Source organism: Stenotrophomonas sp. 3(2025), from assembly GCF_052665395.1.
Genome location: NZ_JBQOIF010000002.1, coordinates 1 through 20,006, shown reverse-complemented (window position 1 = coordinate 20,006; position 20,006 = coordinate 1). Strand labels below are relative to the sequence as shown.

General features: G+C 67.4%; 15 protein-coding genes. 7 read left to right on the top strand and 8 right to left on the bottom strand.

The genetic code is table 11. From position 1 onward, the window contains the following. Positions 1-86: 86 nt before the first annotated feature. The 4 genes from ACUXVE_RS01640 to glyQ all read right to left on the bottom strand — a co-directional run bounded on the left by ACUXVE_RS01640 (position 87) and on the right by glyQ (position 9,065). Positions 87-3,953 carry a translocation/assembly module TamB domain-containing protein gene (locus tag ACUXVE_RS01640; RefSeq protein ID WP_445513687.1) on the bottom strand — a complete coding sequence of 1,289 codons (3,867 nt, stop codon included), beginning with the start codon at positions 3,951-3,953 and terminating at the stop codon, positions 87-89. Beyond that, a complete protein-coding gene (locus ACUXVE_RS01635; protein WP_081794577.1) occupies positions 3,950-5,746 on the bottom strand; it encodes an autotransporter assembly complex protein TamA in 1,797 nt (598 codons plus the stop codon). The genes ACUXVE_RS01640 and ACUXVE_RS01635 overlap by 4 nt, the downstream gene beginning before the upstream one ends. Before the next feature lie 243 nt (positions 5,747-5,989). Next, positions 5,990-8,065 (bottom strand): glycine--tRNA ligase subunit beta, encoded by a 2,076-nt coding sequence (gene glyS, locus ACUXVE_RS01630; RefSeq protein WP_445513686.1) that lies wholly within the window; start codon positions 8,063-8,065, stop codon positions 5,990-5,992. 88 nt (positions 8,066-8,153) lie between these two features. After that, positions 8,154-9,065: a glycine--tRNA ligase subunit alpha gene (gene glyQ, locus ACUXVE_RS01625; protein WP_089237912.1), complete on the bottom strand. Its 912-nt coding sequence runs from the start codon at positions 9,063-9,065 to the stop codon at positions 8,154-8,156. An 83-nt stretch (positions 9,066-9,148) separates the two neighbouring features. On the opposite strand from glyQ, the gene ACUXVE_RS01620 reads away from it, so the two are divergent. The 3 genes from ACUXVE_RS01620 to ACUXVE_RS01610 are packed head-to-tail and all read left to right on the top strand — an operon-like array spanning position 9,149 to position 12,665. Next, positions 9,149-10,984 (top strand): GspE/PulE family protein, encoded by a 1,836-nt coding sequence (locus ACUXVE_RS01620; protein WP_222388109.1) that lies wholly within the window; start codon positions 9,149-9,151, stop codon positions 10,982-10,984. Next, complete coding sequence (locus ACUXVE_RS01615) at positions 10,956-11,702, top strand: glutamine amidotransferase (RefSeq protein WP_093821105.1); 747 nt, start codon at positions 10,956-10,958, stop codon at positions 11,700-11,702. The genes ACUXVE_RS01620 and ACUXVE_RS01615 overlap by 29 nt, the downstream gene beginning before the upstream one ends. A 51-nt stretch (positions 11,703-11,753) precedes the next feature. Further along, positions 11,754-12,665 carry a BPSS1780 family membrane protein gene (locus ACUXVE_RS01610; RefSeq protein WP_025878765.1) on the top strand — a complete coding sequence of 304 codons (912 nt, stop codon included), beginning with the start codon at positions 11,754-11,756 and terminating at the stop codon, positions 12,663-12,665. A gap of 91 nt (positions 12,666-12,756) precedes the next feature. Here the strand turns inward: ACUXVE_RS01610 and tatC are convergent, their stop codons facing one another. The 4 genes from tatC to ACUXVE_RS01590 all read right to left on the bottom strand — a co-directional run bounded on the left by tatC (position 12,757) and on the right by ACUXVE_RS01590 (position 15,184). Next, entirely contained in the window at positions 12,757-13,506 is a 750-nt protein-coding gene (tatC, locus tag ACUXVE_RS01605) for a twin-arginine translocase subunit TatC (protein WP_025878764.1), read from the bottom strand. Further along, entirely contained in the window at positions 13,503-13,976 is a 474-nt protein-coding gene (gene tatB, locus ACUXVE_RS01600) for a Sec-independent protein translocase protein TatB (protein WP_222388108.1), read from the bottom strand. Before tatB ends, tatC begins: the two co-directional genes overlap by 4 nt. Before the next feature lie 15 nt (positions 13,977-13,991). Next, positions 13,992-14,219, bottom strand: coding sequence for a Sec-independent protein translocase subunit TatA (gene tatA / locus ACUXVE_RS01595; RefSeq protein WP_025878762.1), 228 nt, complete (start codon positions 14,217-14,219; stop codon positions 13,992-13,994). A 74-nt stretch (positions 14,220-14,293) separates the two neighbouring features. Beyond that, a complete protein-coding gene (locus ACUXVE_RS01590) occupies positions 14,294-15,184 on the bottom strand; it encodes a lipid-binding SYLF domain-containing protein (protein WP_222388107.1) in 891 nt (296 codons plus the stop codon). Positions 15,185-15,350: 166 nt separating this feature from the next. Between ACUXVE_RS01590 and hemH the strand changes: the two genes are divergently transcribed. From hemH to ACUXVE_RS01570, 4 genes are all read left to right on the top strand, one after another. Then, positions 15,351-16,313: a ferrochelatase gene (gene hemH / locus ACUXVE_RS01585; protein ID WP_033832561.1), complete on the top strand. Its 963-nt coding sequence runs from the start codon at positions 15,351-15,353 to the stop codon at positions 16,311-16,313. Beyond that, entirely contained in the window at positions 16,310-17,167 is an 858-nt protein-coding gene (locus tag ACUXVE_RS01580; protein ID WP_222388106.1) for an alpha/beta fold hydrolase, read from the top strand. Before hemH ends, ACUXVE_RS01580 begins: the two co-directional genes overlap by 4 nt. Before the next feature lie 127 nt (positions 17,168-17,294). Next, positions 17,295-17,444, top strand: a complete 150-nt coding sequence (locus ACUXVE_RS01575; protein ID WP_222388105.1) for a hypothetical protein — start codon at positions 17,295-17,297, stop codon at positions 17,442-17,444. 14 nt (positions 17,445-17,458) lie between these two features. Beyond that, positions 17,459-19,555, top strand: a complete 2,097-nt coding sequence (locus ACUXVE_RS01570) for a methyl-accepting chemotaxis protein (protein WP_445513685.1) — start codon at positions 17,459-17,461, stop codon at positions 19,553-19,555. Positions 19,556-20,006: the final 451 nt, after the last annotated feature.

Sequence of the window (20,006 nt, the reverse complement as noted above, 5' to 3'; positions counted from 1 at the left end):
CACGGTAGGGCCGGCCGCTGGCCGGCAACCCACCGAACCGGGAAATCCGGTGCAGTTGCCGGCCGGCGGCCGGCACGACCACATCGTTATTTTTCCCGCCGCCAGTTCAACGAGCCACGGTTTTCCACCGTGCTCGATTCCACTTCCACGTCGAAGCCGCGGCGCAGCAGGTACTTCAGCGTGATCACCGAACCGGCACCCACCAGCGATACGCCGTAGCCCACGTACAGCTTGGGCGAAATGTACTTGCCCACACCGATCACCGAGCCGCCCAGCGCGCGCGACTGGCTGACGCCGGCATCGTCCAGGCCCAGCTTGGCACCCAGCTGCGAAGCCAGCAGCCCGCTGCCGGCCGACAGCGCGGCCGATGCGGCGTTCACCTGCTGGGTCTGGTCGCTGCTGGCACCGGTCAGGCTGCGCCCCAGCACCAGGTAGCCCAGCGCTTCGGACTGCGACATCGCCGGATCGGACCAGACATCGGCGCGTGGTTGCTGCGCGCGCCCGGTCACGTCGATGCCGGCGGTGACATCACCAATCCGGCGCTCGGCGCGGATGTTGATGCGCGGGTCGGACACCGCGTTGTAGTTCCAGTTGAGGTTGCCGCGGGTGATGGTCAGGTCCTGGCCATAGGCCTTGTAGCGGCCACTGACTTCCAGGCCACCGTTGGCGGTCATCTCGCGGCCCGGCTTGGCCCAGACCTGCATCCTGCCGGTCAGCGCGCCCTTCAGGCCGAAGCCGCTCATCTTGACCTTGTCGCCCAGGCTGACGGCCAGCTCCATGTCCAGCGGCGAGGTACGCGACTCTTCCGGATCGGCCGGGTCAAGCACCACCACGTCCTCGGACACCGAGGTGCCGCGGTCCAGGCGCTCCAGATCGATGTCGGCCTCAGGCACGTGCACCGTTCCGCGCAGCTCCATCGCGGCCTTGGCCAGGGTGAAGTCCAGGTTGGGATTGGCGATGATGCGCAGCTCGCTGGTGTTGGACAGCAGCACATTCTCGCCGTGGATCTTCAGCTGCAGCGGCTGTGCATCGCCGAACCAGGACAGGCCGCCGTCGACATACAGCGTGCCCTTGCCCGAATTGGCCTGCGCGGTGATCTTGGCCGACCCATCGGGCTGGGCGACGAAGCTGCCCTTGCCCTGGTCGAAGGTCAGGCCCAGCGCCGGGAACTCGCCCTTGAAGTTGCTCAGCTGTGCATCACCGCCCAGCGACGGTTGGCCGCGCGTGCCACGCAGGCTCACGTGGCCTTCGATAAGGCCGGTCGGGCGCACCACATCCGGCGAGAACAGTTCCAGCCAGTACAGGCGCGACATGTTGAGGTAGAGCTCGCCGTTGAGCGGCGCACTCGGCTCCCAACCGGTCTGCATCTTCGCATCAACGAAGCCGTTGCCCTGGAAGCCCATGCCCAGATAGCCCTTGATGCTGGCCGGGGTCATGTCCAGCTTCAGAGAGAACTGGTCATAGCGCACCAGTTCGCCACGGTTGGCATCGGCCAGGCTGGTGTTGCGGTTCTCGCCCAGGCGTACGCCGCCTTCGGCCGAGCGCACTTCCACGTGCCCTTCCCACGCGTTGCCACGCGGCCGGATCTGCGCGTCCAGATTGAGTTCGCCACGCAGGTAGATGCGTCGGCCGGACTGTGGCGGCAACCACGGCTGCACCAGCGCCAGCGGCAACGCATCGCCGCGCACCACCAGGCCTTCGCGCGGCCAGTTGGCATGCGCGCACAGGGCGCCACCGGTCGCAGCACCCAGACAGGTTTCGCCCAGCGTGTAGTTGCTGCCGTTGATGGCGAATGCCGCAGGCGCACGCAGTGCCCACGCATCGCCCTTCACCGGTGCGATGCGCAGCGCGGCCAGTTCGCCACGCCATTGCTCGCCCTGCTGGCGCACGCTGCCCTGCAGCTCGATCGCGCCCAGTTCGTTGCGTGTCTGTGCGGCCAGGCGCAGGTTGGAGACACTGCCCTGCGCATCGATGTTCAAGCGTTCCAGCAGCATGCCGGCATTGACCTGCTGGCCCTGTATCGCCAGCGTGCCACTGTCGCCACGCCACGGCAGGCGGCCCTTGATGCTCAGGCCTTCAGCGCCATAGCCGTCCCAGTTGAGATTGTTGCCGACCAGATCTGCGGTGATGTCTGGTGCATCGCGCGGGCCTTTCACCTGCACCTGGCCACGCAGGCCACCATCGGCGCCGGGCAGCAGATCGCTCAGCTGCAACGGCTCGAAGCGCGCATCGATGTCCAGGCGGTCGCCGACCTTGCCCGAGGCGGTCACCCGGCTGCTGCCGACGGCCAGTTTCAATTCACCCTGGCCCTGTTCACCCTGCAGGGCGAACTTGCCTTGGGCATCCACATTGCGCTGGCGCAGGATGCCCTTCAGCGACGGCAGGTCCACCGTGGCCTCCAGCGTGCCCGCAGTGTCCGGCGGCGCATTGGCCGGCGGCGGCAGCTGGCGTCCCTTGGACGCGAGATTGCCGGACAGACGGCCATCCCAGCCCGGTGCGAAGTAGCCCGGGTCGAAATCCTTCAGCGTGGCCTTGGCCTCCCAGTCCAGCTGCGGTGCCCAGGCCACCTTGCCTTCCACCTGCAGCTGGCCACCCGGGGTCTGCGCCTGCAGTTCGCGGATCTCGGCAGCCTGATCGTTGCCACGCACATCGAAGCGCAGCTGCGCCTTCTGCTTTTCGCGCTCGACATCGGCACGGCCGATCGCCGCCCACGCCTTCAAGGTACCGGCCAGGCCGAAGCGCGCTTCCTTCAGCGTCACCGGCACCGGCGAACTGCCGGCGGTGTTCGGGTCCGGTGCCGGCACCCAGGTCAGGTCCTGCGCGATCACCGAGAAATTCAGCTTCTGCTGGTCTTGCTGGCTGAAATCGGCGGTACCTTCCAGGCGTGCTTCGCCGCCCAGGCCCTTGACCACCAGCGGCGAGACCTTCAGCACCTGGTCCTGCAGCGAAACCACCGAGGGCGCCAGCTCCAGTTCCTGCTCACCCTGCTTCGCCCGGCCATGCAGGTTGGCGTTGCCGCCCTTGCCGGAGGCGGTGAAGTCCAATGCCAGCGGTGCGATGGCCGAGCTGGCCAATGCCGGCGACAACAGCGCCAGGTCCAGCTCGTCGCTGCGTACGGTCGCGTTCCAGGTCGGATCGGTGCGGCCATCGAACACCAGCATCGCGTGCAGCGGCTTCGGTGCGCGACCGGCCAACGCCACTTCCATATGCGCCAGATCACCGCGCGCGACCAGGCCGACCGTGGCCGCGGTACGCCCGCGCGGTGCCGGCAGCACCGCAGTGACGGTGACGTCGGTGTCGTAGTCCTTGGCCGGGATGTAGCGGCCCTGGGCAGTGAAATTGCCCATGTCGCTGTCTACCACCAGCTTGCGCGCCTGGAACTCGCCGTTGGCGATCTCGATGCCACCGCGCACGCGGCTGATGTCGATCACCGGCTCGTTGGCCTGGCTGATGCGGAAACTGTCGATGGTGATCACATCGGCCTGGATCGCCAGCGGCATTTCGATCTGCGGCAGCGAATCGGGCCACGACGGCAGCTTGAACGGCTCATCGCTCTTGGCCAGGTTGAGCGTGGCGTTGGTCAGCTCCAGCTTGTCCAGCAGCAGCTTGCGACCCAGCAGCGGGCGCAGGTCCGGCTCCAGGTGCGCGCGCTCGGCGTGGAAATGGATGTCGTCGTAGCGGAAGTCGACGTTGTACAGGGTCAGTGGTCCGGCCACCGGGCCATCGACCTTGTCCCAGGTGAAGCTGGCACCCACCGGCAGGCGCGCCACCACCTGCGCCAGCAGCACGTCGCGGCCGGCCACCGTCTGCAGCAGCCAGTACACGGCCAGCAGGGCGACCAGCACCAGGCCGATCACGCCCGCGCCGGACCATGCCCAGAAGCGGCGACGGCGGTAGAAGCGCACGCGCCGCGGCGGCGTGTTCGGCGACGGAGTCGGTGCGGGCGTGCTCACAGGTCCGCTCCGATGTTGAGGTACAGCTGGAACTGCGAATCAGGGTTGTTCAGACCGTGCGCGATATCGACCCGCACCGGGCCCACCGGCGATTTCCAGCGCACGCCGAAGCCGACGCCGGTATGCAGGTCGATGTTGGTATCGAAAGCACTGCCGGTATCGACGAACACCGCTGCACCCCACGGGCCGCCATTGAAGTAGTGCTCGTATTCGGCCGAGCCGACCACCAGGTGCTTGGCACCGAGCGCGTACTTGTCCGGTTTCGGCGTACGCGGTCCGACCTCACGGTAGGCATAGCCGCGGATGCTGCGGTCGCCACCGGCGAAGTAGCGCAGGCTGGGCGGCATCGCCACCAGGTCGCTGGTCCATGTGGTGCCGCCTTCGCCGCGCAGAATCAGGCGATTGGTCGGCCCCACCGGGATGTACCAGCGCAGCACGGCATTGGCCTGCACGAAGCTGGTGTCCGATCCGACGCCTTCGACGCCGGCACGCACCGTCGCGGTGCCACTGATGCCGCTGCGCGGGAACAGCTCGTCGTCCACCTTCACGTAGTCGGCCACGATCTGCGGGTAGACCAGCGTGGACGTGTTGTAGACCGCATCGGTGAATTCGGTGCCCGAGGCATAGCGCCAGCGCTCGCGCAGCGCGTTGATCGAGGCGATGGCGGTCCAGTTCTCGTTGATCTCGCCGCTGCGGCTGGCGATCAGCTTGAAGTTGCGCAGATCGATGTAGTCGGTCTGCTCGTCGTAGGCACTGGCGGCGAAGGTGTACCAACCATCCAGCCAGTTGAATGCGGGAATGCGGTAGCTGGTGATCAGGCTCTTGCGCTTCTGCGCATAGTCCAGCTGGGTGTTCATCTTGTGGCCGCGGCTGTTCAGGTAGCGCCGCTCAAGGCCGCCACGCACACCCGCGCCACTTTCACTGCCGTAGCTCAGGCCGTAGGAATAGATGCTGCGCTTGGCCCGCGTCAGCTTCACATCGACCGGCACCTCGCCATTCTCATCGGCCTGGTCCGGGCGCGGCTGGATGTCGATCACGCTGAAGTAATCGAGCTTGGTCAGCGACTCGCGCAGGCGGTCCAGCTTGCCTTCGTGGAAGTAGCTGCCCTGGTCCCAGTACACCAGCGGGTCGAACAGCTTGTCGTCGAAATAGTTCTGCTCGAAGGTCACCGGGCCCATGTTGTAGCGGCGGCCGCTGTCCCAGGTCAGGTCGATGTCGGCAGCGTTGTCCGCGCGGGTGATCTGCACCTGGCGCTGGGTGTAGTCGGCGTCGAAGTAGCCACGCTCGGCCAGGCGCCGGGTCACGGTGATCTTGCTGGCTTCGTACTGGGTGTGTTCGAAGCGCTGGCCCTTGCGCGGCTTGAACGCGGCCAGGTCGTCCTGCAGGTACTGGTCGTACATCGCAGGACCGGTGATGTCGATATGCTCGCGGCGCACCAGCACCGGCTGGCCCTTGTCGACATGGATCAGCACGGTGACGTGCTCGTCCTGGCGTGGCGCCTCGACCTTGATCACCGGGTTGTAGTACCCGAACGGTTCCAGCGCCTGGCGGGTCTGCCGCTCGGCCTGAGACAGCAGGTATTCCAGGCGCGACTCGCCCTGCTCCTTGCCGATCGTGTCGAACAACGACAGCGATTCCTGGATGTTCTCGATGATCGCGGCGTCGTCGCCCTTGTCCAATCCCTTGATGTCCACCTTGTCGATGGTGCCGCGCGCATGGGCCACGGAAGTGGCGCAAAGCGAGAGGACCATCAGCGGCAGGGCGTATTTCGTTGGCTGCATGCGGCACAGCATACCGACCGAAGGTGACGATGCGAAATGCATCACGTCAATCCGGATCGGTTGTTAAGTGGCGGTCAAAATACGCGCCTTTGTGGCGATCGTCGCGACCGCATGCGCGGACGCCGGCATCGTGTGCGATGCCGACGATGGCTCCGATGGACATCACCGGGTAGCGCCGGGCCATGCCCGGCGAGCGCGCAGCGCGGCCTGCAGAACAACCGCCGGGCGTGGCCCGGCGCTACCCATCGTGGGCGATCAGCTGGACAGGTGCTCGATCGCCGCGACCTTGCCCAGGCGCTCGCCCAGCATCGTCAGCAGCGCCAGGCGGTTGCCGCGCAGTGCCGGATCCTCGGCATTGACCATCACCCCGTCGAAGAACGCATCGACCTGCGGACGCAGGCGGGCCAGGCGCGCCAGCACGGCCACGTAGTCCTTCTGGTGCAGGCTGGCGCCGGTATCGTCGATGGCGGCAGTCACGGCTTCGGCCAGCGCGCGCTCGGCATCTTCCTGCAGCAGGGCCGCATCGATCTGTCCCGGAATATCGCCTTCGGCCTTGCGCAGGATGTTGCGGATGCGCTTGTTGGCCGCGGCCAGCGCCTCGGCTTCCGGCAACGCCGCGAAGGTTCCGATCGCATCCAGGCGGCGGTCGAAATCGTACAGCGAGGCCGGCTTCAGCTCGGCCACCGCGTTGAAGTGGCTGGCCGGCACGCCCTTGTCGCTGTAATAGCCCTTCAGGCGGTCGAGGATGAAGTCGTACAGCTCAGCCACGTCGGCCTGCACGTTGCGCGCGGCCAGCCCGGCGTTGGCGCTGGCCAGCAGCACGCGCAGGTCCAGCTCGAAGCCGCTTTCGATGATCGTGCGGGCCAGGCCCAGCGCGTTGCGGCGCAGGGCGAACGGGTCCTTGTTGCCGGTCGGCTTCAGGCCCGCGGCGAAACCGCCGGCCAGGGTGTCCACGCGCTCGGCGATCGCCAGCACCTTGCCCAGTGGCGACAGCGCGATGTCATCACCACCGAAGCGCGGCTGGTAGGCCTCGTCGATGGCCAGCGCCGCCTCCGGCGATTCGCCACCGGCCACCGCGTAGTGGCGGCCAGCGATGCCCTGCAGTTCCGGGAACTCATTGACCATGCGCGACTGCAGGTCGTTCTTGGCCAGCTGCGCGGCACGCTTGGCCAGCAGCGGATCGGCGCCGACCTGCGGCGCGATCACTTCGGCCAGCGCCACCACGCGCGCGACCTTGTCGGCCACGCTGCCCAGCTTGGCCTGGTAGGTCACCGTCTTCAGGCCCTCGCCCATCGCCTGCAGGCCCTGCTTCAGGTCTTCGTCGAAGAAGAACTTGGCATCGGCGAAGCGCGGGCGGATCACCCGCTCGTAGCCCTTGGCCACTTCGGCCACGTCCTTGGACTCGATGTTGGCGATGCCGATGAACTTCTCGGTCAGCGTGCCGCCGTCATCCAGCACCGGGAAGAACTTCTGGTTGATCTCCATCGTCTCGATCAGCGCTTCCTGCGGCACCGCCAGGAACGCGCGCTCGAAGCTGCACAGCACCGCCGACGGCCACTCGACCAGGTTCACCACCTGCTCCAGGTTGTCCTCGGTGATGCGTGCGCTGCCACCGGCGGTGGCTGCAGCGGCTTCCACCTCGGCGACGATGCGCTGGCGACGCTCTGCCGGGTCAACCAGCACGAAGGCGGCGCGCAGCGATTCCACATAGTCCTGCGGCTGGGTCAGCCACACGGTCTTGTCGTGCAGGAAACGGTGGCCGCGGCTCATCCGGTCGGCCTTCAGGCCGAACAGTTCGGCCTCGACCACGTCACCGCCGTGCAGCAGTACCAGCCAGTGCACCGGGCGCGCGAAGCCCCAGCTGTGGTCGCCCCAGCGCATCGGCTTGGGAATGGGCATGCCGGCGATGGCCTCGCGCAGGATCTCCGGCAGCAGCGCAGCGGTGCGCGCGCCCGGGGTCACCGCACGGTGCACGAAGCGCTCACCCTTGTTGTCGGTGGTCTTTTCCAGCGCGGTCCAGTCGATCCCGGCCTTGGCCGCGAACCCCTGCAGCGCCTTGGTCGGCTGGCCTTCGGCGTCCAGCGCGATGTTCAGGTACGGGCCCAGCACTTCGCTGTGCTGTTCCGGCTGCTCCAGGCCAACGCCCGGCAGCAGCACGGCCAGGCGGCGCGGGGTCGACAGCGGGCGTGCATCGCCCAGCTCCAGTTCCACGCCGCGCTTGCGCAGGCCGTCGACAACACCGTCGAAGAAGGCCTGGGCCAGGCCCGGCAGTGCCTTGACCGGCAGCTCTTCGGTGCCCAGTTCAATCAGCAGGGGAGACAAGTGGCTCATCGGTTCGATCCTGTGGTGGGGGCGCAGCGCGCGACGCGGCCGGCGCCCCTGGGGTAGTAGGTGAAACGCGTGATGGGAGAACGGGCCGTCAGGCCTTCTTCGCGCCCGGGAAGCCCAGCTTCTCGCGCTGCTCGTAGTAGGCCTTGGCCACCGCCTGGGCCAGCGCGCGCACGCGCAGGATGTAGCGCTGGCGTTCGGTCACGCTGATCGCACGGCGCGCATCGAGCAGGTTGAAGGTGTGGCTGGCCTTCATCACCTGTTCGTAGGCCGGCAGCGGCAGGTTCACTTCCACCAGCTTCTGCGCTTCGCGCTCGCAGGCATCGAAGCGGTGGAACATTTCTTCCACGTCGGCGTATTCGAAGTTGTAGGTGCTCTGCTCCACCTCGTTCTGGTGGTAGACGTCGCCGTAGGTCACCGGCTGCCCATCCGGGCCGTAGGTCCAGACCAGGTCGTAGACGTTGTCGCAGTTCTGCAGGTACATGCACAGGCGCTCGAGACCATAGGTGATCTCGCCCAGCACCGGCCGGCACTCCAGGCCACCGGCCTGCTGGAAGTAGGTGAACTGGGTCACCTCCATGCCGTTGAGCCAGACTTCCCAGCCGAGGCCCCAGGCACCCAGGGTCGGCGATTCCCAGTTGTCCTCGACAAAGCGCAGGTCGTGCACCAGCGGATCGATGCCCACCGCCTTCAGCGAATCCAGGTACAGCTGCTGGATGTTGTCCGGTGCCGGCTTCATCGCCACCTGGTACTGGTAGTAGCGCTGCAGGCGGTTCGGGTTGTCGCCGTAGCGGCCATCGGTCGGGCGCCGCGACGGCTGCACGTAGGCCGCGTTCCAGGTTTCCGGACCGATCGCACGCAGGAAGGTGGCCGGGTGGAAGGTACCGGCGCCCACCTCCAGGTCGAGCGGCTGGATGAGCACGCAGCCCTGCTGGGCCCAGAACTGGTTCAGGGTCTGGATCAGGCCCTGGAAGGTGATCGGAACGGTCGGGGTCGCGGACATGCGGACGAGTCTTGGCCGGCAAAGGGGTGCGCTAGTATAACGGCCGACCTGCGGGGCATTCCGTACCCGGAAGGAGCAGGTGGATGGAACATCGGCTGCCCACGGGCACGCCCGGCGAGCCTGGCGCGGCACCGTTGCCGCCCGGTCGCCTGCAGTTCGAACAGGTTGCGGCGGCCCTGCTGGCCGACGGCGTGGTGGCTGCGCACGAGCGCGAGCGCATCCGTTTTTCCGCACAGGGCGCCCGCAACGCCAGTGAAGTGCATCCACTGGTGCTGCTGTCCAACCTCAAACTGGCCGCCAGCGACGGCGGCGACCTCAATCTGGAACGCCTCACCGAGTGGCTGGCCCAGCGCACCGGCAGCCGCTACCTGCGCATCGACCCGACCCGGGTCGACGTCGCCTCGGTCACCGCCGTGGCCTCGCACGCCTACGCGCGCCGCCATCGCTTCCTGCCGCTGGCGGTGGATGGCGAACGCGTGCTGGTGGCCACCAGCGAGCCGCTGGCGCAGGAATGGCTGCGCGACCTGCAGCACCTGACCCGCCTGCGCATCGAGCTGGCGGTGGTCAATCCGCTGGACCTGCACCGCTACACCATGGAGTTCTTCGGCGTCACCCGCTCGGTGCGCGGTGCCCGTGGCGACGTACGGGGTGAGGCCAACACCACCCTGCCCAGCTTCGAGCAGCTGGTGGACCTGGGCCGCACCGGCGACGTCAATGCCGACGACCAGCACATCGTGCACATCGTCGACTGGCTGCTGCAGTACGCCTACGAGCAGCGCGCCTCGGACATCCACCTGGAGCCCCGCCGCGACATGGGGCGCATGCGCTTCCGCATCGACGGCGTGCTGCACAAGGTGTTCGAAGTGCCACCGGCGGTGATGACCGCTGTGGTCAGCCGTATCAAGGTGCTCGGACGCATGGACCTGGCCGAGCGCCGGCGCCCGCAGGATGGTCGCATCAAGACGCGCTCGCCCGGCGGCCGTGAAGTGGAAATGCGCCTGTCGACCATGCCGACCGCCTTCGGCGAGAAATGCGTGATGCGCATCTTCGACCCGGAAGCGGCCTTCAAGAGCATCGACCAGCTCGGCTTCAGCCCGCAGGAAGCGGCCGGCTGGACCGCCCTGGTCGAGCGCCCGCACGGCATCGTGCTGGTCACCGGCCCGACCGGTTCGGGCAAGACCACCACCCTGTATTCCACCCTGAAGCGGCTGGCCACGCCGGACGTCAACGTATGCACGGTGGAAGACCCGATCGAGATGATCGCGCCGGAATTCAACCAGATGCAGGTGCAGACCAACATCGACCTGGATTTCGCCAGCGGCGTGCGCACCCTGCTGCGGCAGGATCCGGACATCATCATGATCGGCGAGATCCGCGACCTGGAAACCGCGCAGATGGCGGTGCAGGCCTCGCTGACCGGCCACCTGGTGCTGTCCACCCTGCACACCAACGACGCGCCCTCGGCCATCACCCGCCTGCTCGACCTGGGCGTACCGCATTACCTGCTGTCATCCACCGTCAACGGCATCCTCGCCCAGCGCCTGGTTCGCACCCTGTGCCCGCACTGCAAGCAGCCGCACACCCTCGGCCGGGCCGATTGGGCAGTGCTGGCTGATAGCGAAGCTGCATATCCAGATGCCGCCACGCCCTGTCGGCCGGTCGGTTGCCTGGAGTGCCGGCGCACCGGATTCCTCGGCCGCATCGGCCTGTATGAGTTGCTGCCATTGGGCTCGCGCCTGCGCGGGCTGATCCGTGCGGACATGGATCTGGCCGGTTTCAACCGTGCCGCGCGTGCTGAAGGAGTGCGAACCCTGCGCCAGGCCGGGCTTGAAAAGGTGGCACAGGGGCTGACTACAATCGAGGAAGTCCTGTCCGTACTGCCTCCCCCGGATGAATCCAGCGCCCTTCCTGATCCTTGAAACCGGCCGCCCCGTGCCGTCGTTGCGCCGCTACGGGCGCTTTCCGCACTGGATCCGGGTTGCCGCCGGCCTGGAAGAACACGAGACCGTCGTGGTCGACGTCGAGCACGGCGCCGACCTGCCCGACCCACGCCAGTTCGCTGGCGTGCTGGTAACCGGCTCGGCCGCCTTCGTCACCGACCACGCCGAATGGAGCGAACGCAGTGCCGCCTGGCTGCGGCAGACCGCGCATGACGACGTGCCGGTGTTCGGCATCTGCTACGGCCACCAGCTGCTGGCCCACGCGCTGGGCGGCGAAGTGGCCTACAACCCCGCCGGGCGCGAATCGGGAACGATTGAACTGGCACTGGACCCGCAGGCTGCGCAGGACCCGTTGTTCCAGGGCCTGCCGAGCCACTTCGCGGCCCACGCCACCCACCTGCAGACCGTGCTGCGCGTACCCGAAGGTGCCGCCGTGCTGGCGCGCTCGCCGCTGGATGGCTGCCATGCCTTCCGCTGGGGCCGCCAGGCCTGGGGCGTGCAGTTCCATCCGGAATTTGCCACCCACCACATGCGTGGCTACGTGCGCGCACGCGCCGACTGCATCGGCCGTCATGGCGGTTGCGCGCGCAGCATCGAGCGCGCGGTCAGCGCCGCGCCGCTGGCGCGCCAGCTGTTGCGGCGCTTTGTCCGCCAGGCCCGGCTGTCTTCAGCCCAGCCGATGGCAAAACAGGGATAATCGGCGGCACGGGCATACCGCCCGGCCCCTCCTGTCCCCCCCCGGATGTCCATGAAAGAGATTCGCAAGCTGCCAGCCTCGGCGGGCGCCCAGTGGTTGCTGGATACGTTCTCGCTGTATCGGCGTGCGCCGCTGCAGCTGGCCCGGATCGGCCTGACCTGGCTGCTGGTGAACTGGGTGGTCACCCTGCTGGGGACGATGCTGCCCGGCACCGCCGGCCTGGCCCTGCAGATGATGACGCTGGTGATTTCACCGGTGATGTTCGGCGGCATGCTGTACGCCATGGGTGAGATCGACCAGGGCCGTCCCGGCCTGGCCACCCATCTGCTGCAGCCGATCCGCGACCGTCGTGTCAGCCACCTGCTGGTGCCGCTGGCGATCCAGGTGCTGGCCGTGCTGCTGCTGGGCGCGCTGCTGTACCTGATGATCGGCCGCGAGGGCTTCACCGCCTTCAGCGACACCATGACCAAGATGCAGGAACTCGGCCGCAGCGGGCAGCAGATCAGTCCGGAAACCGCCGCCGAACTGGTCGCCAACCTGCCCGCGCAGCGCATCGCGCTGTGGATGCTGCTGGTGTTCTGCACCGCCGTGGCGCTGACCCTGGCGATGTTCACCCAGCCGGCACTGGTGGTGTTCGACCGCCAGAGCGGCATGCACGCGCTTCGCCTGAGCCTGCAGGGCTGCATCGAGAACATCGGCGCCACCGCCGTGTTCACCGTGCTCGGCCTGATCGCCGCGTTCTGCGTCTATGTGCTGTTCGTGATCGTGGTCCAGCTCGGCATGCTGCTGGGCGGCCCGCTGGCGGCGGCCTTCATCGCGCAGTTGGTGTTCACCACGGTGCTGATGCCGCTGTATGTCGGCGCCGTCTATGCGGCCTGGAAGCAGATGTTCGTGCATCGCGGCAGCCGCGGCGCACCGCCGGTGCCACAGTCGCCGCCTGCCAACGACGTCTTCCACGCTTGAGCGGGGCTCAACGGTAGCGCCGCCGGGCCATGCCCGGCGGATGGATGTCACCTCCCCACGAACGCCGGGCATGGCCTGGCGCTACCGGGGATCAGGCCGCAGGCTTCTTGACCACCGAAGACGGCACCAGCCAGCGCGCGGCGTGGATGCCCAGCTCGTACAGCAGGCACATCGGGATCGCCAGCATCAGCTGCGACACCACGTCCGGCGGGGTCAGGATCGCGGCGAGCACGAAGATGCCGACGATCGCATAGCCGCGTCCTTCCTTGAACTGCTGCGGCGTGATCCAGCCCAGCAGCACCAGGATCACCATCGCCACCGGCAGCTCGAAGCTGCCGCCGAAGGCGAAGAAGATCGCCAGCACGAAATCCAGGTAGGCATTCGCATCCGGCGTGATCGCGATCACTTCCGGGCTGAAGGTGGTGAGGAAGTGGAAGACCGCCGGCAGCACCAGGAAATAGGCAAAGGCGCAGCCGGTGTAGAACAGCAGCACCGAGGAGACCAGCAACGGCATCGCCAGACGCTTCTCGCGTGCATACAGGCCCGGCGCGACGAAGGCCCACAGCTGGTACAGCAGCCATGGCACGGCCACGAACAGGGCCACGAAGAACGTCAGCTTCAACGGCGCGAAGAAGGCGCCGGCCGGGTTGGTGGCGATCATCGTCTGCCCATTGGGCAACTGCGAGATCAGCGGCTCGGCCAGTGCGTTGTAAAGTTTCTGGGTGAACGGCAGCAGGCCCAGCAGCACAACGCCCAGCCCCAGCAGCGCACGCACCAGGCGCGAGCGCAGTTCAACCAGGTGTTCCACCAGCGAACTTTCGCCGAAGTCGTGTTCGCTCATGACGGGCGCTCCGTGCGCGCAGGCGTTTCTGCCGGGGCATCAGCAACGGCATCGCCCGCAGCGTCAGCGGTGGCGGGCGTAATGGCTGCACCTTCAGTCGACGCCACCCCCGGCTCGGGCGCATCCGCCAGATGGGGGGGTTGTTCGGCCGGGGCCGGTGCACGCACCTGCTGCGCCAGGGTGTCGCTGTGCTGTTGCATCTGCTCGGCTTCGCGGCGCATGGCTTCGCCGCTGGCACGCAGCTGGTTCTCGGTGTCCTGCATGCCCTGGCGCACGTCCTGCATCTGCCGCTTGATGTCTTCGGCCTGCAGTTCGCGTTCCAGTTCCTGCTTGACCGAATCCCATTGATTGCGCGCGCGGCGTACCCACAGCCCGGCGAAACGGGCCGCCTTGGGCAGGCGCTCAGGTCCGAGCACCACCAGGGCGACAACCGCGATCACCAGCAGTTCGCTGAAGCCGATATCAAACACCGCAACCGCTCCGGATCAACGCGGCTTGCGGTCGTGCTCGTCCTGCGCGGTGCGCGAGGCGTCCTGGCTGCGCGACTCGTCGCCCAACTGCGCGTTCGGCTTGTCGTCGTCGTGCATGCCCTTCTTGAATTCCTTGACCGCCGAGCCGAGGTCCTTGGCACCACTGGTCAGGCGCTTGGTGCCGAACACCAGCAGGACGATGGCGAGCACGACCAACCAATGCCAGATGCTGAAACTGCCCATAAGTCGCTCGTTACGTTAGTGATCAGATTGCCGAGCATAGCGCACCGGCTGTTAGCCGGCGCGCGTGACGAAAGTCAGTTGTTGCCCAGTGTTTCAGTGCGGATTTCACCGTCGTTGACCGGCTGGAAACCCTGCTGGGCCGGCGGCGGGGTCTGCGGCACGGCCTGCAGCGGCGCCGTGGTCGCTTCAGCGGGTGCCGCCGGCGCTGCCTGAACAGGCTGCGGGGCAGGCGCTGCAGCGGCCGCCGTACGCGGTGCGTCATTGCCACCATTGCGGTTGTTGCGCGCCGCGTAGGTCGCCTCTTCCAGGCGATCACGGAAAGCGACCACATCCATGGACGGCGAGCCAGCCGCGCGGCCCTCGAAGATCATCCGCGGGGTGGTGTTGCTGCCGTACGCGTCGAGGTTGGCGGCATCGTCGATCTGCAGGATCGCCCCATCCAGGGCGACGCCGGCGAACAGGCCACGGGCGCGCGACCACGACCAGATCTCGGCCTTCAGCTGGCCATCGGTGGCGGCCGCGGCATTGCGGCCCACCGGACCGGCGGCCACGCCGGCATCGGCGCCGAGGGTGAACTTGCCGTTGACGAGGTTGTCCAGGCTGCGGTCGTTGCGGAACACCAGCACCACGTCGGAGGACTGCACACCGGCCTGGAAGCCGATGCTGCCGCCGGTGAGCTTGATGAATACCGGGTTGGACCACGCACCATTGGGCATGCGCACCGACATCAGGCCGTGGCCACGACGGCCGCCGATCACCAGACCGGCCTTGATCGTGTCGGGAATGACGATGACCGCGCGGCCTTCGTCGAGCAATTTGTCCGGAATGCCCTGTTCAGGGATTCCCTGGATTTCAGCCAGTACACGCACCGCGTTGCGGGCGCGCTGGTCTTCCTGCGGTCCGGCCATGGCCTGGCTGGACAGCAGGCTGGCGGCGATCAGCAGGGCTTGGATCGGGCGACGCATGGCAGGCTCCAGAAGTCAGTCCATAGGAAGATATAGCAAGTGACTGAAATTAGTAGTGTTGTGATGAATCCCCAATGAGCGTTGCCTGCTCATATTGGCCTCATCGATGACATCCATCCGAACCCTGCATGCCGACGTGACAGCGGAATCGGCGACAATACTGCCCATGCTCGACGCACCCGATACCGCCGTACTGGCGGTCAACCTAGGCACGCCCGAGACGCCGACGGCTCCCGCCGTTCGCCGTTATCTGGCCGAATTCCTGTCCGACCGGCGCGTGGTCTCGCTGCCGGCACTGCTGTGGCAGCCCCTGCTGCGCGGTCTGATCCTGCCGCTGCGCAGCAGCCGTTCAGCCGCCAAGTACGCCCAGGTGTGGCTGCCGGAAGGCTCGCCGCTGATGGTCCACACCCGCCAGTTGGCGCAGGCGATGCAGGCATTGCTGCCGACGCTGCGCGTACGCCACGCGATGCGCTACGGCGAACCCGCGCTCACCACCGAACTGGATCGGCTGGCCACCGAGGGCGTGCGCCGCATCGTGGTATTGCCGCTGTATCCGCAGTATTCGACCACCACCACGGCCTCGGTCGAGGATCGTGTGGATGCCTGGCAGCGCAGGAACCCGCAGGTCACCGTCAGCCTGGTGCAGGACTATTCGATCGATCCGGACTGGGTCGCCGCCGTTGCCGGCTCGATCCAGCGCTACTGGCAGCAGCAGGGTCGCGGCCAGAAGCTGATGTTCTCCTTCCATGGCATTCCGCAGCGCCTTGCCGATGCAGGCGATCCCTATCCGCAGCGCTGCGAGGCAAGTGCACGCGCGATCGCCGCAGCACTGGGCCTGGGCGCGGACGACTGGCAGATGGGTTACCAGTCGCGCTTCGGCCGCGAACGCTGGCTGCAGCCCTACGCCGAGCCCAGCCTGTGGGAGCTGGCCGAAGCGGGGGTGAAGCAGATCGACGTCGTCTGCCCCGGGTTTGCCACCGACTGCCTGGAAACACTGGAAGAAGTCGCCATGGGCTTCACCGAAACACTGGCCGAGCGCGGCGCGCAGATGCGTTACATCCCCTGCCTCAACGCCGCACCGGAACACGCTCGCGCACTGGCTCGGCTGGCCGTGGCCTCGCTGGCATGAGCCTGCAGCCGTTTGAGCTGCCGGTCGCGGGCGTCCGCGTCGCCGGCCTGCGCCGGCCGGGTGAGGGTCCGCGGGTGCTGGCCCTGCACGGCTGGCTCGACAATGCGGCCAGCTTCGTACCGCTGGCGCCGCATCTTCCGCACCTGGACCTGGTGGCGATCGATCTGCCCGGGCACGGCCACAGCGCGCATCTGCCGATCGGGGCGGTGTACACCACGCCAGCAGCGATCACCCATGTCCTCGATGTCGCCGATGCACTGGGCTGGGACCGGTTCACCCTGATCGGCCATTCGATGGGTGCCGGCATCGCCAGCCTCACCGCAGCGGTCAGTGATCGCATCGAACGGCTGGTCGCCATCGAGGCACTCGGCGGCCTGCGCGGGCCGGAAGAAGAGACCGCCAGCCGCCTGCGCGAGCACGTCGACGCCACCCGGGCACTGGCACGCAAGCAGCTGCGCGTGTTCCCGGATCTGGCCGCACCGATCCGGGCGCGGATGATGACCAACCAGCTCAGCGAAGGCTGCGCGCGCCTGCTGGTCGAACGCGGTGTCGAGCCGGTCGAAGGCGGCTATCGCTGGTGCAGCGATCCGCGCCTGATGCTGCCCACCGCGATCCGCCTCAGCGAAGGCCAGATCGACAACCTGCTGCAGGCCATCACCTGTCCGACCCAGGTGATCTATGCCACGCCTGCACAGTCGTACTATCCCGAACCGATGCGCAGCGAGCGCCTGCAGCATCTGCGTGATGGCCGCCTGGCGGTATTCCCCGGCAACCATCACCTGCACATGGAACACCCGGCACGAATCGCCGCCGTCATCAATGCGTTCCTGAGCGAAAACGCCAACGCACGCTGACCATCGTCGGCCGCGCGCACTTCACTCTGCGCCAGTGCGGCCGATAGAACGGTAGTGGGCGCCTGCGTCCACAGCACGCAGGCCCTTTGTGCCTGCGGCTCGTTCCTGGTTCTGCAAGGAAGTCCGCATGTCCCGTCTGCTGCACCGTCATCCACAGGATGTGGCCACGGTGTCCGTCCTCCGCGTCGCTGCCTGCGCCGCATTCCCCGAATTCCCCGGCCATGCCGTCGTCGCGCTCACCCGCGCAGGGCGTTGCAGGGTCGTTGCCGTCCGTTGATCCAGGAGTTGCCGATGTCCATTGCGTCCTCCCGCCCGCCCGACCAGGGCCGCCTCCCCTATCTGCAACAGCTGGCCGAGCGGAGCGATCGTCGCCTGCTGCTGGGCAGCGGCGTGTTGGCAGCGATCGGCCTTGTACTGGCCGTGCGCGGCACGTCGGTGCCCGCTGCGAGCGCCGTTGCCACCGCGGTGCTGCCAGCCGCCTGGCTGGGCTGGCGCCAGGCCGGCCATGCGCTCGCGCGCAACGGCCTGGCCGTCGTGCTGGCGCTGCAGTTGAGCCTGCTTTGCCATATCAGCGGATGGAATGCCGCATTGCCCATCGCGCTGCTGCTGGGCGTGCTGCTCATCCAGCGTGACCGTATGCCGTTGTGGCTGGCCGGCGCCGTGGGTGTCAGTGCGTTGCTGGCGCCGTTGCCTGATGGGGCGGCCGTCCTGCCGCCGCTGTTGAATGGCATGGCCCTGGCGGTGCTGACGCTGGTGCTGGGCCAGACCGCCGCACGCCTGCGCCAACAGAGCGAAGCGCTGGGTCACGGGCCGCACCGCCTGGCGGCATTGGCGCGCGACATCGCCACCGGCGCCGACCTCGGCGCACACACCGACGCACGCAGCTACGCGCCCGGCTCACTGGCCCACGCGTTGGCCGATACCGCACGCCATGTGCAGGCACAGCGCGGCCGCGAGGCCGAGGTACACGCCGAGAACGCGCAGATTCGCAAGGCACTGGATGCCTCACGCACGGCGATGATGATTGCAGACAACGATCACGTCATCCGCTACGTCAACCGCTCGGTGGTGGCGCTGCTGCGCAACCAGCAGGCCACGCTGCGCCAGGCCTTCCCCGATTTCGACGCCGAGCGGCTGGTTGGCAGCAGCATCCATCGCTTCCATGCCAACCCTGACCGCATCCGCGGCATCCTCAATGGGCTGCAGGCGACACACAACGGCAAGGTGCGGATCGGGCCGGTGCACTTCGCCCAGGTCGTCACCCCAGTGTTCGACGCACAGGGCGCGCGCCTGGGTTTTGCGGTGGAATGGCATGACCGTACCCACGAACTGACGCTGGAGAATGCCGTCGCCGGGATTGTCGATGCCGCCGCGCAGGGTGATCTGGAACAGCGCCTGCAGGCCAGCGAAGGCGCCAGCTTCCTCGACGGCCTGACCGGGGGCATCAACCAGCTGCTGGACACACTGGGCAGCACTGTCGACGAAGTCCGGCAGATGCTTTCGGCGATGGCCAACGGCGATCTCGACCGTCGCATGCAGGGCGAGTACCACGGCGCGTTCGCCGCCATCCAGCGCGATGCCAACGCCACCGCCGGCCAGCTGGCGCGCATGGTCGGCCACATCCAGCACTGCGCCACCACCATCAGCACAGCGGCCAGCGAAATCGCCGCCGGCAACGGCGCGCTGTCCGAGCGCAGCGAGCGACAGGCCGCTCATCTACAGGAAACGGCCGCCTCGATGGAGGAGCTGACCGCCACCGTGCGCCAGAATGCGGCGCATGCGCGACAGGCCAGCGAGCTGGCCGCCTCCACCCAGGGCGCAGCCAGTGATGGCAACCACGCCATGCAGCGGGTGGTCGACACCATGCAGGCCATCGAAGGCGCGTCGAAGCGGATCGGCGACATTACCGGCGTGATCGACGGCATTGCCTTCCAGACCAACATCCTCGCGCTCAACGCAGCGGTTGAAGCGGCACGCGCCGGCGAACAGGGACGCGGGTTCGCGGTCGTCGCCAGCGAGGTCCGTGTGCTCGCGCAGCGATCGGCGGCGGCGGCCCAGGAGATCAAGGTCCTCATCGACGAGGCAGGACGTCAGGTCGGCGAGGGCGCCCAGTTGGTGGCCGATGCCGGACAGCGCATGCAGGGCATCGTTGGCGGCGTGGAGAACGTAAGCCACCTCATGCGCGAGATCTCGGCGGCGTCACAGGAGCAGTCCTCCGGTATCGAGCAGATCAACCAGACGGTGGTGCAGATGGACCAGGCCACGCAGCAGAACGCGGCGCTGGTGGAAGAAGCCACTGCGGCGGCACGTGAACTGCAGTCGCAGGCCGGTGCACTGAACCAGGCGGTATCGGTGTTCCGCCGGCGCGAGGCCGCGTTGATCGACTGATCCGGGCCTGCGTCTGCTGCATGGAAGGCGGCGCCCGCAGGGCGCCGCCTTTTTGTTGGGCGTGGTTAGCGGCAGGGTTCGTCGGCTCAACGAGTACGAACGCAATCCGTTCAAGGCTGCCCGCGACACGATGGTGAGGGTCGGGGGCACCTGCCACTGCGGCGAAGCATCTCCGCCAACTGCTGCGCTCCAAAGAATGCGGCACCGCCTGGGCGCCGCATCTACGCGTGGGTATCGAGTTCCGGTAGTGCCGGCCGCTGGCCGGGAACCTCATGAACACCACGCGGCTGCACCTGGTTGCCGGCCAGTGGCCAGCACTACCCTGGGTTTCTCGTGCACAAAGAAAAACCCCGCTGCGTGAGCAGCGGGGTTTTGGGTATAAACCCTGGCGATGACCTACTCTCGCATGGCTTAGGCCACACTACCATCGGCGCAGCTACGTTTCACTTCC

Bases quoted from the DNA above. Each gene is read 5' to 3' on its own strand.
- ACUXVE_RS01610 (WP_025878765.1), top strand. From the start codon at position 11,754: ATGAAAGAGATTCGCAAGCTGCCAGCCTCGGCGGGCGCCCAGTGGTTG.
- ACUXVE_RS01575 (WP_222388105.1), top strand. From the start codon at position 17,295: ATGTCCCGTCTGCTGCACCGTCATCCACAGGATGTGGCCACGGTGTCC.
- ACUXVE_RS01580 (WP_222388106.1), top strand. From the start codon at position 16,310: ATGAGCCTGCAGCCGTTTGAGCTGCCGGTCGCGGGCGTCCGCGTCGCC.
- ACUXVE_RS01620 (WP_222388109.1), top strand. From the start codon at position 9,149: ATGGAACATCGGCTGCCCACGGGCACGCCCGGCGAGCCTGGCGCGGCA.
- ACUXVE_RS01635 (WP_081794577.1), bottom strand. From the start codon at position 5,746: ATGCTGTGCCGCATGCAGCCAACGAAATACGCCCTGCCGCTGATGGTC.
- ACUXVE_RS01590 (WP_222388107.1), bottom strand. From the start codon at position 15,184: ATGCGTCGCCCGATCCAAGCCCTGCTGATCGCCGCCAGCCTGCTGTCC.
- ACUXVE_RS01615 (WP_093821105.1), top strand. From the start codon at position 10,956: ATGAATCCAGCGCCCTTCCTGATCCTTGAAACCGGCCGCCCCGTGCCG.
- hemH (WP_033832561.1), top strand. From the start codon at position 15,351: ATGCTCGACGCACCCGATACCGCCGTACTGGCGGTCAACCTAGGCACG.
- ACUXVE_RS01570 (WP_445513685.1), top strand. From the start codon at position 17,459: ATGTCCATTGCGTCCTCCCGCCCGCCCGACCAGGGCCGCCTCCCCTAT.
- tatC (WP_025878764.1), bottom strand. From the start codon at position 13,506: ATGAGCGAACACGACTTCGGCGAAAGTTCGCTGGTGGAACACCTGGTT.
- tatA (WP_025878762.1), bottom strand. From the start codon at position 14,219: ATGGGCAGTTTCAGCATCTGGCATTGGTTGGTCGTGCTCGCCATCGTC.
- glyQ (WP_089237912.1), bottom strand. From the start codon at position 9,065: ATGTCCGCGACCCCGACCGTTCCGATCACCTTCCAGGGCCTGATCCAG.
- glyS (WP_445513686.1), bottom strand. From the start codon at position 8,065: ATGAGCCACTTGTCTCCCCTGCTGATTGAACTGGGCACCGAAGAGCTG.